The organism is Arcticibacter sp. (assembly GCF_053551015.1).
This window is the reverse complement of the sequence record NZ_JBMQOB010000016.1, coordinates 237,048-253,332: the sequence shown is the minus strand read 5'-3', so window position 1 is coordinate 253,332 and position 16,285 is coordinate 237,048. Positions and strand designations below refer to the sequence as shown.

At 43.7% G+C, this 16,285-nt stretch carries 16 protein-coding genes; 4 read left to right on the top strand and 12 right to left on the bottom strand.

Translation table 11 applies throughout. The annotated features are described in order from the left end of the window. Positions 1-71: 71 nt before the first annotated feature. The 8 genes from ACO1NU_RS11040 to ACO1NU_RS11005 all read right to left on the bottom strand — a co-directional run bounded on the left by ACO1NU_RS11040 (position 72) and on the right by ACO1NU_RS11005 (position 7,349). Positions 72-1,733, bottom strand: a complete 1,662-nt coding sequence (locus ACO1NU_RS11040; protein ID WP_448818534.1) for a tetratricopeptide repeat protein — start codon at positions 1,731-1,733, stop codon at positions 72-74. A gap of 16 nt (positions 1,734-1,749) precedes the next feature. After that, complete coding sequence (locus ACO1NU_RS11035; protein WP_448818533.1) at positions 1,750-2,631, bottom strand: PstS family phosphate ABC transporter substrate-binding protein; 882 nt, start codon at positions 2,629-2,631, stop codon at positions 1,750-1,752. 233 nt (positions 2,632-2,864) lie between these two features. Further along, positions 2,865-3,698 carry an energy transducer TonB gene (locus ACO1NU_RS11030; protein WP_448818532.1) on the bottom strand — a complete coding sequence of 278 codons (834 nt, stop codon included), beginning with the start codon at positions 3,696-3,698 and terminating at the stop codon, positions 2,865-2,867. Between the two features lie 38 nt (positions 3,699-3,736). After that, entirely contained in the window at positions 3,737-4,282 is a 546-nt protein-coding gene (locus ACO1NU_RS11025) for an ExbD/TolR family protein (protein WP_448818531.1), read from the bottom strand. A 24-nt stretch (positions 4,283-4,306) separates the two neighbouring features. After that, positions 4,307-4,927, bottom strand: coding sequence for an ExbD/TolR family protein (locus ACO1NU_RS11020; RefSeq protein ID WP_448818530.1), 621 nt, complete (start codon positions 4,925-4,927; stop codon positions 4,307-4,309). Positions 4,928-5,017: 90 nt separating this feature from the next. Then, entirely contained in the window at positions 5,018-5,845 is an 828-nt protein-coding gene (locus ACO1NU_RS11015) for a MotA/TolQ/ExbB proton channel family protein (protein WP_448818529.1), read from the bottom strand. 284 nt (positions 5,846-6,129) lie between these two features. Further along, complete coding sequence (locus tag ACO1NU_RS11010; protein WP_448818528.1) at positions 6,130-6,471, bottom strand: translation initiation factor; 342 nt, start codon at positions 6,469-6,471, stop codon at positions 6,130-6,132. 5 nt (positions 6,472-6,476) lie between these two features. After that, complete coding sequence (locus ACO1NU_RS11005; protein ID WP_448818527.1) at positions 6,477-7,349, bottom strand: diacylglycerol/lipid kinase family protein; 873 nt, start codon at positions 7,347-7,349, stop codon at positions 6,477-6,479. 215 nt (positions 7,350-7,564) lie between these two features. On the opposite strand from ACO1NU_RS11005, the gene metK reads away from it, so the two are divergent. The 3 genes from metK to ACO1NU_RS10990 all read left to right on the top strand — a co-directional run bounded on the left by metK (position 7,565) and on the right by ACO1NU_RS10990 (position 10,182). Continuing rightward, a complete protein-coding gene (metK, locus tag ACO1NU_RS11000; protein WP_448818526.1) occupies positions 7,565-8,818 on the top strand; it encodes a methionine adenosyltransferase in 1,254 nt (417 codons plus the stop codon). Positions 8,819-8,885: 67 nt separating this feature from the next. Beyond that, a complete protein-coding gene (locus tag ACO1NU_RS10995) occupies positions 8,886-9,446 on the top strand; it encodes an NUDIX domain-containing protein (protein ID WP_448818525.1) in 561 nt (186 codons plus the stop codon). 4 nt (positions 9,447-9,450) lie between these two features. Then, positions 9,451-10,182 (top strand): lysophospholipid acyltransferase family protein, encoded by a 732-nt coding sequence (locus ACO1NU_RS10990; RefSeq protein ID WP_448818524.1) that lies wholly within the window; start codon positions 9,451-9,453, stop codon positions 10,180-10,182. On the opposite strand, the gene ACO1NU_RS10985 is transcribed toward ACO1NU_RS10990, so the two are convergent. The 4 genes from ACO1NU_RS10985 to pta form a co-directional block, all read right to left on the bottom strand. Beyond that, positions 10,179-10,892 (bottom strand): LytR/AlgR family response regulator transcription factor, encoded by a 714-nt coding sequence (locus ACO1NU_RS10985; protein WP_448818523.1) that lies wholly within the window; start codon positions 10,890-10,892, stop codon positions 10,179-10,181. The genes ACO1NU_RS10990 and ACO1NU_RS10985 overlap by 4 nt on opposite strands. A 2-nt stretch (positions 10,893-10,894) precedes the next feature. Further along, positions 10,895-11,908 carry a sensor histidine kinase gene (locus ACO1NU_RS10980; RefSeq protein WP_448818522.1) on the bottom strand — a complete coding sequence of 338 codons (1,014 nt, stop codon included), beginning with the start codon at positions 11,906-11,908 and terminating at the stop codon, positions 10,895-10,897. A 146-nt stretch (positions 11,909-12,054) separates the two neighbouring features. Continuing rightward, positions 12,055-13,254, bottom strand: coding sequence for an acetate/propionate family kinase (locus ACO1NU_RS10975; RefSeq protein WP_448818521.1), 1,200 nt, complete (start codon positions 13,252-13,254; stop codon positions 12,055-12,057). 18 nt (positions 13,255-13,272) lie between these two features. Further along, positions 13,273-15,366, bottom strand: a complete 2,094-nt coding sequence (pta, locus tag ACO1NU_RS10970; protein ID WP_448818520.1) for a phosphate acetyltransferase — start codon at positions 15,364-15,366, stop codon at positions 13,273-13,275. Between the two features lie 306 nt (positions 15,367-15,672). On the opposite strand from pta, the gene ACO1NU_RS10965 reads away from it, so the two are divergent. Then, positions 15,673-16,272: a YceI family protein gene (locus tag ACO1NU_RS10965; protein ID WP_448818519.1), complete on the top strand. Its 600-nt coding sequence runs from the start codon at positions 15,673-15,675 to the stop codon at positions 16,270-16,272. Positions 16,273-16,285: the final 13 nt, after the last annotated feature.

Here is a 16,285-nt window from a genome sequence, read left to right as displayed (position 1 = left end):
TGCCTTCAGCTTTTACAGTAACGAAAGAAGGCCCGTAAAACAGGCCTTCTTTCGTTATGATAGTCAGTTGACTACTTCAATGTCTTAAGCACGCTTAATGCATATTCATTAGCCGGGTCAAGAGCTACGGCTTTATTTAGTAACTCCTTAGCTTTTGGTTGGTCGGTTCTGATATAGTAAGCACCAAGATTGTTATATGCTTCAACCAGGTTCTTTTTGTTCCTCGCATCAGCAAGTCCGTCAGGTTTAGCAGCAATCACCTCGATATACTTCTCGAAGTGAGGAACCATCAATCCTTTTGGATTTGCATCATCGTCCAACAGCCTGTTTGTTCTTGCACGATACAAGTAAGCATCGGCGGTGCTGGGAGATTTCTGAGATACCAGTGCGAATGCAGAATCAGCTTTCACCAATACATTACGACTTACCTTCTGAGCAGCTGGAGTCTTCGTTGCGTAATCAAAATAGCTTGCCATACCTAGATAGAAATAATCGAAAAGGTAGGTTTTTGACGCAGCATTCTTCACAGCCAGTTCATAGAGGTCAGCAGACAGAGCATACTTTCTGTCGGAGAACTGAGCCTTCGCAATATCACTGATTGGCTCGGCATAAGCAGAGTCGATAGCTACAGCTTTCGCCAGGCTGGTAACTCCCGTAGAATCACCCGCTTTTAGCTGCGCCTGACCCAGGTACAGGTAATCTTGTGCGATAACTCGCTTAGGATCCACTTTACTCATGAAGTCCTTCAAGGCCTGAACACTGCCTGTATAATTTCCATTTTCATAAAGAGAGTAGCCCAGGTAACGATATATACGTGGGTTAGCCTTATCCTGCTTAATCATCTCCTGTGCTTCCGCTTCAAGAGCTTTGTACTCGCCTGCCAGTACCAGGAAGTCTGCATAGCGCATTCTCGACTCCAAAGAGCGGTCAGTCAGGTCAAGATACTTGGTGTAATATTGCAAGGCTTCTTTGATGCGGGCATCATACTGCTGAGGCTCAGATTTTGCCCACAGGTAGTAAGTTTCCGCAAGTTCACGGTATGCAGGTGCATAATTTGCATTAGCGGTTAACACACTTTTGAACTTGTCAGCTGATTCCTGAAACGCCTTAGATTGCTTGATAAGGATCCCCTGTTCTATTTCAGCTCTCAGCAAGGTTTTGTCCATATCAAATGCAGTGCGGTAAGCGCCAAATGCCTCACTGTTTTTCTTAGATCCGCGATAAGCATCTCCCAAGGCAAGAAAAACCTCAGCATCCTTTTCATTTATTTCCTTCGCTTTTTCCAGATTCGCAATTGCACTCGCGTAATCAGCTGGTTCAGCGTTCGTGTACGCCTTGCCTATATAAAGAAAAGGGCTATTATCCTTACGTTTCGCAAGCGAAATCGCTTTGTCGAAGTTAGCCTTAGCTGCAGCGGCATTTTTAGACTCCAAATCGACAGCGCCTAAGCCAACATAGTTTAAAGGATAGCTCGCCTCTGCTCCAACCCCTTTGGTGTAGGTCGCCTTCGCAGAATCGACATAGTCGTCTCTTAGGTAAATATTTCCAAGATAAAAGTAGTTCTCTCCCTTGGCTGCATCAGATGCAATAAGCTTTTTAAGAATAGTCTTAGCTTCCTGAAATTTTTCGGCGTCAATCGCTTTCTTCGCATCTCCAAGGCTTTGTGCAAAAGCCGTCGTCCCCACAACTCCTACTAACAGGCTTGCTTGTATTGCTCTTCTTAGTACATTCATAGTTTATGTCTTCTGTTTATTTTCTAATTATTATTTCTCTTGGAGGAATACTGTCGGGCAAAAGTCCCGACTTTAAAATCACCCTTTGTCCCACATCGCCCGCCAAAAACGCAGAAAACCCCAAACCTAATCCACCGCCGTGATAATTAATAATATACATGTTCCGGCTAAGAGGATATTGCTCTAAGGCAAGGTTATCCTGATTCGGGCGGTAATACTTGTCAGACCCCGGTTTTCCCGGCAGGCCTTTAACAGCCATTACCTTAAGCGTTGCAACTAACGGTTCCAGCTCAACAGTGGGCTGCCTTACCCAATTATAACTTATAACACCAATTGCCCCTTTATTATTGTGTACATACTTAATTACTTCCGAATTTGTTTGCAACGCATAAACTCCTTTCGAAGGTAGCACCTTGATATTGGCAAGTTCCATAAGGTATCTCACGATACTTGAATTTGGATTATCAAAAACAAGCTGGCGAGCTGAGGGCTTCCCCTGTAAAATATCGACAATCTCCTGAACACTGATCGTTGTATCCCGGCTACTTCCATTAGCAATAAGAGCTACAGCATCAACAGCCACACGGTTCTCCCTGATTTTATAGTTCCTCTTCTCCAAAATACCCGCTTCCTGCCGTGTAAGTCTACGAGAGGTAATCCCGATACTCGAACTATCAGACAACAGCCCATTGATTACGGCTCGCTCATTCATGTACCGGGCGTCAATTTTCGCAGTCTTGTAAATATTCTGAAAAACGATCACCTCATCTTCAACGATCGGCATAAAACTTTCGTCAACGAGCATCACCAGGCTACCTGTAGTCTCCTTTTGCTTGTTCTCTTTACAAGAGCCTAGCACGATTACACATGCTAGCAAACCGAAAAGTAAATGCCTCATACTAAATTTCATCTCGTCTGGTCTGAACCAGTCTAATTAGCCTCAAGAACGAATAGATAATCAGAAAAGAACCAAAAACGATTCGATACGTCTTATCCAGATTCAGCGGGATATCTTCCCAAAAAATAATGGCCAGTCCTAAAATAAAATAGAACACAAACATGACTGACCCTAAAATAAACAAAAATCGCTTTTGGGGCGATTTTTGCTGATTTTCTCTTCTTAACATTATACTATTGTCCCTCCAGGTTCAACATGATCGGTAATGTGTACTGTACACGAACAGGTCTTCCGTTCTGGATACCAGGTTTCCACTTCGGCGCCTTTTTCAGCAACCGGATCGCTTCATCACCAGTACCCATTCCAAGATCTCTCAGAACTTTGATATCTGTTAAACTACCATCCTTCTCAACAACGAAGCTCATGATCAAACGACCAGAAACACCTTGCTCTCTTGCTGCAGCCGGATAAGTATAGTTTTTACCTACGTAGGTATAAAACTTAGGCATACCTCCAGGGAAGTCGGGCATCTGCTCAATACTTGAGAAGTCATAAACTGCGTTGTCTTCTACAACGGCCGCTTTGGTAGGAGGCGCTTCACCCACAGGCTCATCAATTCTGATGTCTGCGTTCGGGTCACCTGCTATAGTTTTCTGACCAGGGTCAGCAACCTTAAGTTCTTCCACAGTTGGTGGCTCTTCATCCCTTACCTTCTCAGCCGGTACAACTACAGGAGGCGGGAAACGCACCTGGTCAACCCTCGGCTTCGGCGGCTCTGCAGCAGGCGGCGGAGGCGGCGCTGCTTCATCCACCGGCGGAGGCGGCGTTAAAACCACCTCAGTTTGAATTATCCTGTCTTCGCTATCATCGTCCGGAGACAAACCCTTAATATACTTGGCAATCAAAGGCGAGCTCATAGCCAGTATAAAAACAATTGTACCGAACAGCAAAGCTTTGTTAGTAGTCTTGGCGTTGTTCTTTCTCAACTGGTAAGCACCATAAGCCTGGTTCCTCCCCGTGAAGACAACGTCAATCCACTCGCGGTTAAAAATATCTAATTTTGCCATTTCTATTTTATTTCATCAATGGAGTTTTCCATTAGCTTTTAGTAAACACCATCGCGTTTCAGCAATTCCACCTCTGGTGTGTTGATGTCCACGATCGCGTACTGTTTGATGTTGGTGATCTTCATCTCATCCAGAATATCTACCAAATTCCTGTAGTTAGACTTATCACTTGGCTTGATAATAACGATCATATCTTTACCAGTAGACGCTTTAATGTCCTTTGATTTTTCAATGATGGCTTTACGAATGCCGTTTTTGCCATAACCCTCTACTGTAGGTGCAGATATCGGATTGTCAGCAAGACCTACAAACCATTCGATTTTGTCTTTGCTTCCAAGCAATATAGTCATCGTACGTGTATCCGCAACATCCAACTGCTCGTCTTTATTCTTATCATCTTTGTCCGGCATCGCCAGGTCCATCGCCTGTGGCTTAGCTAGCGTAGTGGTAAGCATGAAGAAAGTGATCAGTAAGAACATCAAATCCACCATCGGGGTCATATCCACCCGGGTCGACTGTTTTTTACTTCTTACCTTACCCCCACCTTTTTTACCACCGCCGTCGCCGGTATTTAATTCTGCCATATTATTCTACTTTTTTGTTATCCGTTAGTCTCCGCCTTCCATAGAAGTGATCAGACTGAACTTGTTAACTTTCTGTTTTTGTAAAATATCAATTACTTTCTTAATAACCGGATACTCTTCTTTAGAATCCCCTTTGATAGAGATCCGAAGAGATTCGTCATTAATCTCCTTAGTGGCAATACGTGCCTGATAAATCCACTCGTGAAGCTGTGAAGCTGCACCTGCTACAGAGTCAACAGGGATACCTGGCTGCAAACCTTCCTTGTTCCGGTCTGCACCTTTCATATCAATAACCTGCTTCAACTGATTCATCGGAACACCAAAGTTCTCCATCAGAGAAAAACGCTTTATATCTTCCGCACTGAACGGAACTTTATAACGCTCTGACATCTTCTGCAGCATCCTCTCGCGGATCGGCTGACCCTGAACTCCGAAGAAAACCTTACCCTGACCAATGGTGATCGTGGCGATGTTTGATTCCGGAAGTTTGATCTTCACCGTCGAAGTAGGAGTATCTACAGCTAGAGGTTCTGGCTGACGGGCAGTTGCTGTTAAAATAAAGAAAGTTAACAACAAGGAAGCCACATCACACATTGCCGTCATGTCAATAGCGGTACTCTTTCTTGGTACTTTTACTCTAGGCATCGTTATATTTTAATTGATTCCTTATCTGTATATCTCATTGATGAAATAATTCCGGATATTCCATAAGTGATCCGGAATTATTTTTCAATATTATTTATGTGTACTTGCGTAAGTCTGAACGATTGAGAAACCAGCCTCGTCAATAGAGTAAGTTAGTTTATCAATTTTAGAAGTAAACACGTTGTACATGATGATCGCAATAGTAGATACAGCGATACCTGTTGCAGTATTGATCAAGGCCTCAGAGATACCGTTTGCAAGAGCTGCCTGGTCAGGTGCACCTGCAGTTGCAAGAGCCGCAAACGATTTGATCATACCTGTTACTGTTCCTAACAGACCAACCAATGTACCTACAGATACAAGAGTTGCAATTACTGTTAAGTTCTGCTCCAGCATCGGCATTTCTAAAGCTGTTGCTTCTTCAATGTCTTTCTGGATTGCTAATGAAGCCTGCTCAGTGTCTAAACCTTGATCAGCTTCAACTTCTCTGTATTTCTTCAAACCTGATTTGATCACGTTTGCTACAGATCCTTTTTGTTTGTCACATTCAGCCATTGCTGACTCAATGTTTCCAGCAGATAATAAAGTCTGAATCTTTCTTACGAAAACTTCAACACTTCCTGATCCTGCTGCTTTAGTAATTACGATGAAACGCTCGATAGAGAATACGATTACCATTAAAAGCATTCCAAATAATACCGGTACGATAACACCTCCCTTATAGATCATACCCTGGAAGTTTCCTGGTAGTGGGTGACCGTTCTCAGGATCTCCACCGTCAAAGTTTGATGGATGTCCCATTACGAACTTCCAGATCAGTACGCCAATAATAATACAGATAACGATGGTCAGACTTGCAAAAATGTTTGAACCAGTGCTTTCTTTCTTCGCAGTTGTTGGTTTTGGTGCGGTTGCCATTCTTCTTGAAATTTAGTTTTTAGTTTTAATTTAATATAATAGTTGCTACTTGTTTGCAATGATACGATAACAAAAATAGAATTTTGCTATAAATAAAAATGTGATATAAATTACATTTACATGCCCGTTTAAGGCCCCCTTCAATCAACTTATTTTCTCCTGTTTCCTGTTTTCAGGTGATTTTTTTTAACAATCCGGTACAATAAAAACCATTTTTTTCTGAAAATGCAAACATCCTTCATCAAAAAACCCTTCTAATTGGTCCATAAACTGGTCTGCTAAGATTATCCCCCTGATTTCTTAGCTTTATAACCCTCAGATTTTAAATATTCTAGAATCTTCTCTCTAAAATCACCCTGCACAATTACCTCCCCGTTCTTAGCTGAGCCGCCGGCTCCACATTTTGCCTTCAACTTCTTTCCCAAATCCTGAAGATCAGCAGAAGTCCCCCTGAACCCGGTAATCAAAGTAACAGCCTTTCCCCCTCTCTGTTTTTTGTCCAGCTGAACGCGCAGGTCCTGCTGAGCCGGAGGCAATGTTGCCTCTTCCTCATCCGGTTCGTATGAATATTCGAAATCCGGGTCTGTTGAAAATACAACGCCATTTATGTTACTTTTCCTTGACATAAGAGCTAATATAGCACAGAAAGTGATAACGGGTCAACTGAAATAGAAATTTCTTTTTCAATTTTTTTGGCCTCTCCGTCAATATGTACCAATGTATTCGTAACAGATTCAATACGTACAGATCGGCCTTTTATTATTTCAACATACCGCGATTGCTCAGAAGTTTTTGCAAACATTCTCAAACCCATTGAGATAAAGAGATATAAAGGAAAGGGTTTGATGATGCAAATGTCAATAATTCCGTCGTCCAACAAGGCTGCTGGCGCGATATAGGCGTTATTCCCATACTGGCTCGAATTTGCAAAACTGATCATAAAAGCTTCTCTTTCGTAAACATCTCCGTCTATTGTCAATCTATAGTGTCTCGATTGATAATTCAGAACTTCTGAAAACGCCTTCTTTACGTAGCCCACAAACCCCCTGCCTTTCAACGAAGCAAACTCATTGCTGATATGCGCGTCAAAGCCTGTACCTGCCATATTGAAAAACCGGTATTCGTTCAGTATACCCGTGTCAATAGGCCGAGACCGAAATCCATTCAACTGCATAACGGCGGCTTTCCAGGAAAGTGGGATATTCAGAGAACGAGCTAATCCATTTCCCGATCCGCAGGGAATAATACCCATTTTAGTGCCTGTGCCTATCAGTGCCGTACCTACTTCGTTAATGGTTCCGTCTCCTCCAACGGCAACAACTACATCTGCGCCCTCTTCTGCGGCTTTCTTCGCCAGCTCATACGCGTGTCCAGCATACGCAGTCAAAATGAAATCCGCGTTATAAACGTCCGTATCCAGATGCTGTTTGGCCAACAATGGGAAATTACGCTTGCTTTTACCTCCGGAAATCGGGTTTATTACAAATAATATATTCTTTTTCAATCAGTTACAAGTAGTAGTTTTCACTGCTAAATTAGGCTTAAATTTCTCTTAATATAAAAAATCTTCTAAATTTGCATCGCTAGTGGACTGATTTGCTTTGTTCCCCCAGGGATAAGATTGCAACCACGTAAAAAAATTGCTAACTTATGCTTTCTTTTACAACTGCTGATCCTGAGCCAGATCTTTCCCTAAGCACTATATCTTAAACTATTAATATGCCATATTTATTTACTTCTGAATCAGTCTCCGAGGGACACCCGGACAAAGTTGCTGACCAGATATCAGACGCATTAATTGATAATTTTCTGGCTTGGGACGCCGATTCAAAAGTTGCCTGCGAAACGCTTGTGACAACCGGGCAGGTTATTCTGGCTGGAGAAGTGAAATCCAGCACCTATCTGGACGTACAGAAGATCACACGGGATGTCATCCGAAAGATTGGCTATACCAAATCTGAATACATGTTTGAAGCTAACTCTTGTGGCGTCCTGTCTGCTATACACGAGCAGTCTGCAGACATCAACCAGGGTGTTGACCGTCAGGAAAAGCAACAGCAGGGTGCGGGAGACCAGGGGATGATGTTCGGTTATGCAACCAGTGAAACCACTAACTACATGCCGCTTGCCCTTGATTTGGCTCATAAGATTCTGATCGAACTGGCCGCACTACGCAGGGAGAATAAAGACATAAGCTACCTTCGTCCTGATGCCAAATCACAGGTAACGATAGAATACAGTGACGATCATCAGCCCATCCGGATCGATACTATTGTCGTATCAACTCAGCATGACGACTTCGCTTCCGAAACTGACATGCAAAAAAAGATCAGGGAAGACATTATCTCTATCTTAATTCCAAGGATCAAAGCACAGCTTCCTGAAGAAACACAGCAGCTCTTCAACGGTGAGATCAAATACCACATCAATCCGACGGGCAAATTTGTGATCGGAGGCCCTCACGGCGACACCGGCTTGACGGGCAGAAAGATTATCGTAGATACATATGGAGGAAAAGGGGCACACGGCGGCGGTGCTTTCTCTGGAAAAGATCCTTCTAAAGTCGACCGCTCAGCAGCGTACGCAACACGTCATATCGCCAAAAACCTGGTTGCAGCAGGCGTCTGCAGCGAAATTCTCGTTCAGGTTTCCTATGCAATAGGCGTTAAGGACCCAATGGGCGTCTATGTAAATACATATAATACTGCTAAAGTGGGTCTTAGCGACGGACAAATTGCTGACAGGATTCTGGAGATATTCGATCTGACTCCCTATGGCATTGAAACACGTCTGAAACTTCGTAACCCAATTTATTCGGAAACTGCTGCCTACGGACACATGGGCCGCGAGCCACAAACCATAACCAAGGAGTTTGAAGCCGCAAACGGCGAAAAGAAATCGGTCGAGGTGGAACTATTTACATGGGAAAAACTAGACTATGTAGATAAGGTAAAGACCGCCTTCGGACTTTAAATGTATCCATACAAATAAACACAAGCCTTCTGCTCCAAATCAGAAGGCTTTTTTATTACTTTGCAGCATGATCAACGAGGACACGAATCCCTGGCAAATCATATCTCAAAAAGAGATATACACCAATCCCTGGATCAATGTAACTGAATTCGACGTCGTCAACCCGTCCGGAGGCAAGGGGATATACGGCAAAGTTCATTTTCAGAACTATGCACTGGCTATCGTCGCACTCGATGCGGATCAGCACATCTGGCTGGTGGGTCAATACCGCTTTCCCATTGATCAATACAGCTGGGAACTACCAGAAGGCGGAGGTCCTCTGCACCTCCCTCCTCTTGATTCCGCGAAACGGGAGCTCCTGGAAGAAACCGGACTTACTGCCCAGAACTGGACAGAGCTCCAGCGCATCCATCTTTCTAACTCCGTATCCGACGAACTGGGTATCATCTATTTGGCAAGGGAGCTTAAGTTAGGTCAGGCTGAGCCTGAAGAAACAGAAGAACTTCAGCTCAGACGGATCCCCTTCGAAGAGGCCTATCAGATGGTCATCAAAAACCAGATTACCGATTCAATGAGTATAGCTGCCATCCTCAGATTAAAGATCCTATTATTAGAGAACCAATTGTAGCACAATGAACAGGTTTTTAGGTTATATTTTCAGCCCCATACATTATTTGGCATTTCTTCTTTTCTTGCTCATCTTCCATCCAATACAATGGGTAAGCCTGAAATTGGGTGGATACATGGCACATAAACGCTCAGTCGACCTCCTCAACTTTTTTCTTGTCGCAACCTATTACCTGATAGGCTGTCGTGTCACGTTCAAAAATAATTACCAATTACCCGAAAACAGGTCTATCATATTCGTGGCCAACCATCAAAGCATGTTCGACGTACCCGCCTTGATCTGGTTTCTTCGTAAATACCACGCTAAATTTGTCTCTAAAATCGAGCTGGCAAAAGGTATTCCCAGTGTATCCTTCAATCTAAAGCATGGTGGAGCCGCCAACATCGATCGCAAAGACCCAAAACAGTCTATATCCGAAATTTTAAAGTTGGCTAAAAGGATGAGAGAAAATGGTTGGTCGGCAGCAATATTCCCGGAAGGTACTCGCGCTGCGGATGGGGTCATGAAGGCTTTCATTCCCGGTGGTGCAACCACCCTAATCAAAAAAGTACCCGATGCCCTCGTCGTCCCGATTGCTATCGAAAACTCATGGAAGCTTACCCGATTCGGAAAATATCCGCTAAGCTTCGGTGAGCACATGAAAATTACTGTACTAAAACCGCTAGATCCGGTCAATTCATCGCCCGAAGACCTCCTGAAGGAAGCTGAAGCCCTGATCAGAAGACATCTCGCTTAGATATTGCGGTCTTGTATCTTACTAAAGAAAGCTTCTTTGAAGGTATCTCCTATTGGGATAATTTTATCACTAATCTGAATGCGCCCCCTTTCGATACTTTCGATCTTTGGTATGGCCACTATATATGACTTATGCACTCTGGCGAATATCTCTACCGGAAGTGCTTCCTCCATCTTTTTCATATACTGTAAGGTAATGATCCGCTCCTGAGAAGTGAAAATGGAAATATAGTCCTTAAGTCCTTCTATATACAGGATGTCGTTGATATTGACCTTCTGAATCCGATGCTCCGTCTTGACAAAAATAAAATCCTGCACACCCGAGTTTTGCTTTTCTGGCACAGCCGCAGATTTCTCCTGTAGCTGTTGCTGCACTTTAACTACTGCTTTATAAAAACGATCAAAGGCAATTGGCTTCAATAGATAGTCTGCCACATCCAGATCATAGCCATCAAGCGCATACTGTGAATACGCAGTCGTCAGGATCACCTTGCACTTGCCCTTTATGATTTTCAGAAACTGAATTCCCGTCAATTCAGGCATCTGGACATCCAGAAAGATAAGGTCTACATCTTCCGCCTGCGCGATCGCAAGGGCTTCGAATGCACTGGTTGTCGCTTTCACCAACTCAAGACTGGGCACCTTTTCAATATAGTCTATGAGGATATCCAAAGCCAATGGCTCGTCGTCAACAACTAAACATCGTATCATCGTTATAAATGTAAAACTAATTTACAATAATAGATCAAACTCCCATTTTCGATATGCAGCTCATGGGCACCAGGATAAGATAGCTCAAGCCTGCGCTGCACATTGCTCAATCCTATCCCTCCCAGATTATCTTTATTCTGAAGATTCTTCTTATTTCGTATTTCAAACGTCATCTGGTAATCTTTAACCTGCAACCGGATCTCCAGCGGGACGGCCTCGTCTGTGACAATACCGTGCTTGAAACAGTTCTCGACAAAAGCGATAAGCACAAGCGGGATAATCCTCATCTTGTCGTCCACTCCTGAATACTGAAAATCCACAAAGGTTCCATCCCCAAAACGCAGTTTTTGAAGCTCGATGTAGTTCTGCAGGTAGCTGATTTCGCGCTCAAGTGGAACAGTTGGTTCATTGCTGTCCTGCAACATGTACCTCATAATTTCGGAAAGCTTCAGAATAGCAGTCGGCGTTCTCTCCGATCGTTGATAGGCCAAAGAGTAAATGTTGTTCAAAGAGTTGAACAAAAAGTGCGGGTTGATCTGCGACTTGAGGAAAGCCAGCTCCGCACTGAGTTTCTCATTTTCAAGGTTCTTCCTCACCTTTTCATTTTGAAACCAGTCGCCAGCAAATTTGAAGGCCGTACTAATGAATACAAAAAACGCTCCCGTAAAAGCAGCGACGACGGTGTACTCCCAAAAGGAAACGTAGTAATCACGGTTGGGGCCGCGTACCAAAACGATCTCCCGGAAAGACGAAGCCAGCACATATTTAACCATTGCAGCCGAGACAATCAGTAAAATAATACTCAGCGCACACCCAATGTAACGTCGGCTATTTAGATAATTCGGCAGTATATACAGGTAGTTGATGTAGAATACAGCGATATTGATCAGACCGAAGTAGAGGAAAATCACTATGGCATTTGCAAGATTACCGCTGCGACTGCCTATATAAATAAACAAGACCAATATCAGGGCCCATAGTGCCACATGCAGACACGCCCTTTGCAAGTTATTCATAAGTCTAAAATACCCTAAAACATTCGATATCTTAAGAAACTTTATACGAACCTCCTCTTTTTGTCTGCCAACAGCGAAGCAGAACGCAGTAAAAAAAGAAGCTGCTCCTTTCGAAGCAACTTCTTCCTTTATTCCCTTATTTCGTCTTAATTCTGTACTAACTCAAAACACTGCTTAGCAATCTCCAGCTCTTCGTTCGTAGGTACAATCAACACTTTTACTCTCGAATCAGGTTTACTGATCTCTCTGATGCCTTTAGCACGAATACGATTTTCTTCGGAGTTGAACGTGATACCGAAAAACTCCATATCCGTACAAACCATTTCCCGAAGGTCTGGATCGTTTTCTCCAACACCTGCTGTAAATACCACAGCATCCAGACCATTCATAGCCGCCGCGTAAGAACCGATATATTTTTTAATACGGTATGCATACATATCATAGGCAAGTTTGGCACTCTTGTCTCCCGCGTCAATCGCTTTAAGAATATCTCTCATGTCGCTGTAGCCCGTCAAACCAAGCATTCCACTTCGCTTGTTCAGCAATGTATCGATTTGAGCAATATCATAACCCAGCTGATTAACAAGATAGAAGACAACTGACGGATCAATGTTTCCGCTCCTGGTACCCATAATCAGGCCATCAAGTGGGCCTAATCCCATACTGGTATCCACACATTTGCCGGCGTTAACCGCAGCCATGCTGCAGCCATTACCCAGATGAACTGTGATCAGCTTTGCGTCAGGCTTATTCAGGTAAAGGTTTGCCTGCTCACTCACATATTTATGGCTAGTCCCGTGGAAACCGTATACCCTGATCTTATAGTCTTTATAGAACGACTCCGGAATGGCGTAACGGAACGCTTTTTCAGGCATAGTAGCGTGAAAAGCAGTGTCGAAAACAACTACGTGAGTCGCCTTGCTGAATATTTGTTCGGCAACGTTAATTCCAACATAATGGCCGGGATTATGTAAAGGCGCTAGAATAGCGAGATCTTTGATCTTTTCCTTAACGTCAGGTGTAACTTTACAAGTCTCCACAAAAGATTCTCCACCATGAACGATACGGTGACCTACCAGCGAAATATCATCTGGATTCTGAATCACGCCGATACCCGGCTCTGTAAGCAACAAACCCACTTCCCGCATCCCTGCTTCATGATCAGGTAAATCAAGTACACGCTTAACAACCTGTTCCTCGTTGTTAACAAAGGCCTTGTGAGTTATAATGGAATCCTCAAGACCGATCCGTTCTACCAATCCTGTACAAATAGGACTTTCAGACGGCCATTTAAACAATTGGTATTTTATCGAACTGCTCCCGCAGTTTACCACGAAAATATTCATACTTTTTACTTGTAAATATTAGCTCTGTTGACTTTGTATTGCAGTTATAATCACTGTATTGAAGATATCATCCACAGTACAGCCACGGCTCAGATCATTGACAGGTTTATTCAATCCCTGCAGCATCGGACCGATAGCAAGTGCTCCTGTTTCACGTTGCACTGCTTTATAGGTATTGTTACCTGTATTCAGATCCGGGAAGATCAGCACACTTGCCTGTCCTGCAACCTCAGAGTTAGGCAGCTTTTGCTTTCCAACAACTGGGTCGACAGCAGCATCGTACTGAATAGGTCCTTCTACCTTCAGATCCGGACGCTTGGTCTTCACGATCTCCGTAGCACGACGAACCTTTTCCACGTCTTCTCCCTCACCGGACGTGCCTGACGAATATGAAAGCATCGCAATACGCGGCTCAATGCCGAAACGAATACTGCTTTCAGCGGAAGATATAGCGATTTCAGCTAGCTGCTCTGCGCTTGGATTTGGATTTACAGCACAGTCGCCGAATACAGAAACGCGATCAGGCAGACACATAAAGAATACAGATGATACGACCGAAATTCCAGGCTTGGTCTTCACAAATTGTAAAGCAGGTCTTATCGTATGCTGCGTAGTGTTCACCGCACCCGATACCATTCCGTCAGCATGGCCCTTATAGACCATCATGGTTCCGAAATAAGAAACATCCGTCATTAAATCCCTCGCCATTTCCAGCGTCACGTTTTTGTTCTTTCTCAGCTCATAGAGTGTTTCCACGTACTCGCCATAGTATTCTGACTTCGCCGGGTTAATGATACGTACTCTACTCAGGTCCAGATCAAGTCCCAGCCTTTTTACTGATGCTGCAATCACATCGATATCTCCCAGGATCGTAAGCTCAACGATCTCCTGATTGATCAGCCTCGCCGCCGCTTTCAGTATCCTGTCGTCGTGTCCTTCCGGTAAAACAATATGTTTGGTCTGTTTTTTAGCCCACTGTCCCAACTGATACTGGAACATATGCGGTGTGATACCCTCCGGTTTGAAGGTAATGATCTTCTCGTCCAGGGACTCCATGTCCATATATTTGCTGAAGGTATCGATTGCCAGCTGGATCTTCTTCACATTGTCTGTAGTGATCCGCGGTTTGATGGAGTCAATCTGCGTGATCGTCTGAAATGTACCTGTCTTTACAGCGATGATCGGAAATACCGTTTGGGAGCCCTGCAATAAGCGGATGATCGGCTCTTCCGGCTCTGAACCTGCAGTCAGCACTACTCCGGCGATCTTCGGATAGCTCGTCGATAAGTTAGCCTGAAGGGCGCCAATGATGATATCTCCACGGTCTCCAGGCGTTACAATCAGTACATTTTCTTTTATATGGTTCAGGAAGTTTGGCACGTTCATCGCACCTGTCACGAAATTATCGACCTGATTAGTCAGCTGATCTTCACCGAACAGCAGCTTGCCTCCCAGATTTTCATAGATCTCTTTCATCGAAGGACTCTGAAGACCCTTATCTTCTGGAATAACAGCCAGGATGGATTCTGCCGGAAGCTGAACAGTAAGCAGATCCTGCACATCATCAACCTGATCAGGCTTGATCCTGTTGGCCACTATTGCCAACACCTGGATCTCACGCGCCTCGAAATTCCGGAGCATGGTATGCACCGAGTTGACTACTTGCGCAGTCGTTTTGTCTTCTCCAGAAACAACGATAATAACAGGCGATCCCAGGTTCTTTGCTATAGATATATTTGCTTCAAACTCGAAAGCGGCGCCCTCTCCGATAAAATCACTACCCTCTATAACTGTGAAATCATAATTCTCTTCTATCTTCTTAAACTTGCTGATGACCAGATCCATCATTTGCCCTTGTGTATCACCTTCAATCTGGCGCATCGCTTCCTGACGGGTAACAGCATAGGTATCTTCATAATTTATAGGAAGTCCGAAATGTTCAATAATAGTTTGTACGTGGATGTCCTTCCCTTCCAGCGGGTGATCGTTCACAATCGGCTTGAAATAACCAACTCGTTGAGTCTTTCCAAGGAGCATATTAACCAACCCAAGTGCGACAATGGATTTTCCACTGTAGGGTTCTGATGTAGCTATAAAAATATTTTTGGTCATGATGTTTAATTAGAAATAATGCACGAAAGTAGAGTTAACTGCAGGAAATCGGAATGACAGCGGTCACTTTATGTCACAAACTGCCCTTTTCACAGTGAAATAACATTCTCATTACAATGCTCTCAGGTATATGTTTATACAAGTTTAACGATAAATTTGCCCGCCACTGGTTAAAAATTTATTCCCTGTTTCAACATTTAATGTTTAACATCACTATTGTACATAAGTTCCGTCATTCCACAGCCCTCCGAGTCGCTCTACATTTGTACCATACAACAAGAGTTACAACACCTTAAAAATAAAAAAATGAAAACGGCAACTTTCACAACACACACCAGAAACTTCAAAAAAATCTTAGTGCTTTGCGCATTTACCCTTTGCGCTTCCGCATTTACTCAAATCAGCGTTGCACAAACCTATAAGGTTGCTCCCGGATCTGAGATCAAAGTAGCAGGAACTTCTAACATCCACGATTGGACCATGCAGTCTAATACTGTATCAGGCGATGCACAACTTGCCTTAAACGGTAAAGACCTCGCAGATGTAAAAGCTCTTTCCTTTAATATGGCAGTTAAAAGTCTGAAAGGAAAAGAAGATCTGCTGAATACCAGAGCTTACAAAGCCATGAAAGCTGATAAATATACCAACATCACTTTCAAACTGAACGCTGCCAGCGTCGCAGGCGATGTAGTAAAAGGCACCGGCGCTCTAACGATAGCTGGAGTTACCAAAGAGGTTGCACTTCAGGGTAAAGCCACTGAAAACGCGGACGGATCCGTTACGATCACCGGCTCTAGAAAAATCAAGATGAGCGAATACGGTATTCAGCCTCCTTCATTCATGCTTGGGGCACTGAAAGTAGCTGACGAAGTCAACGTCATTTATACTCTGAAACTAAAGAAATAACCAATTATCACAT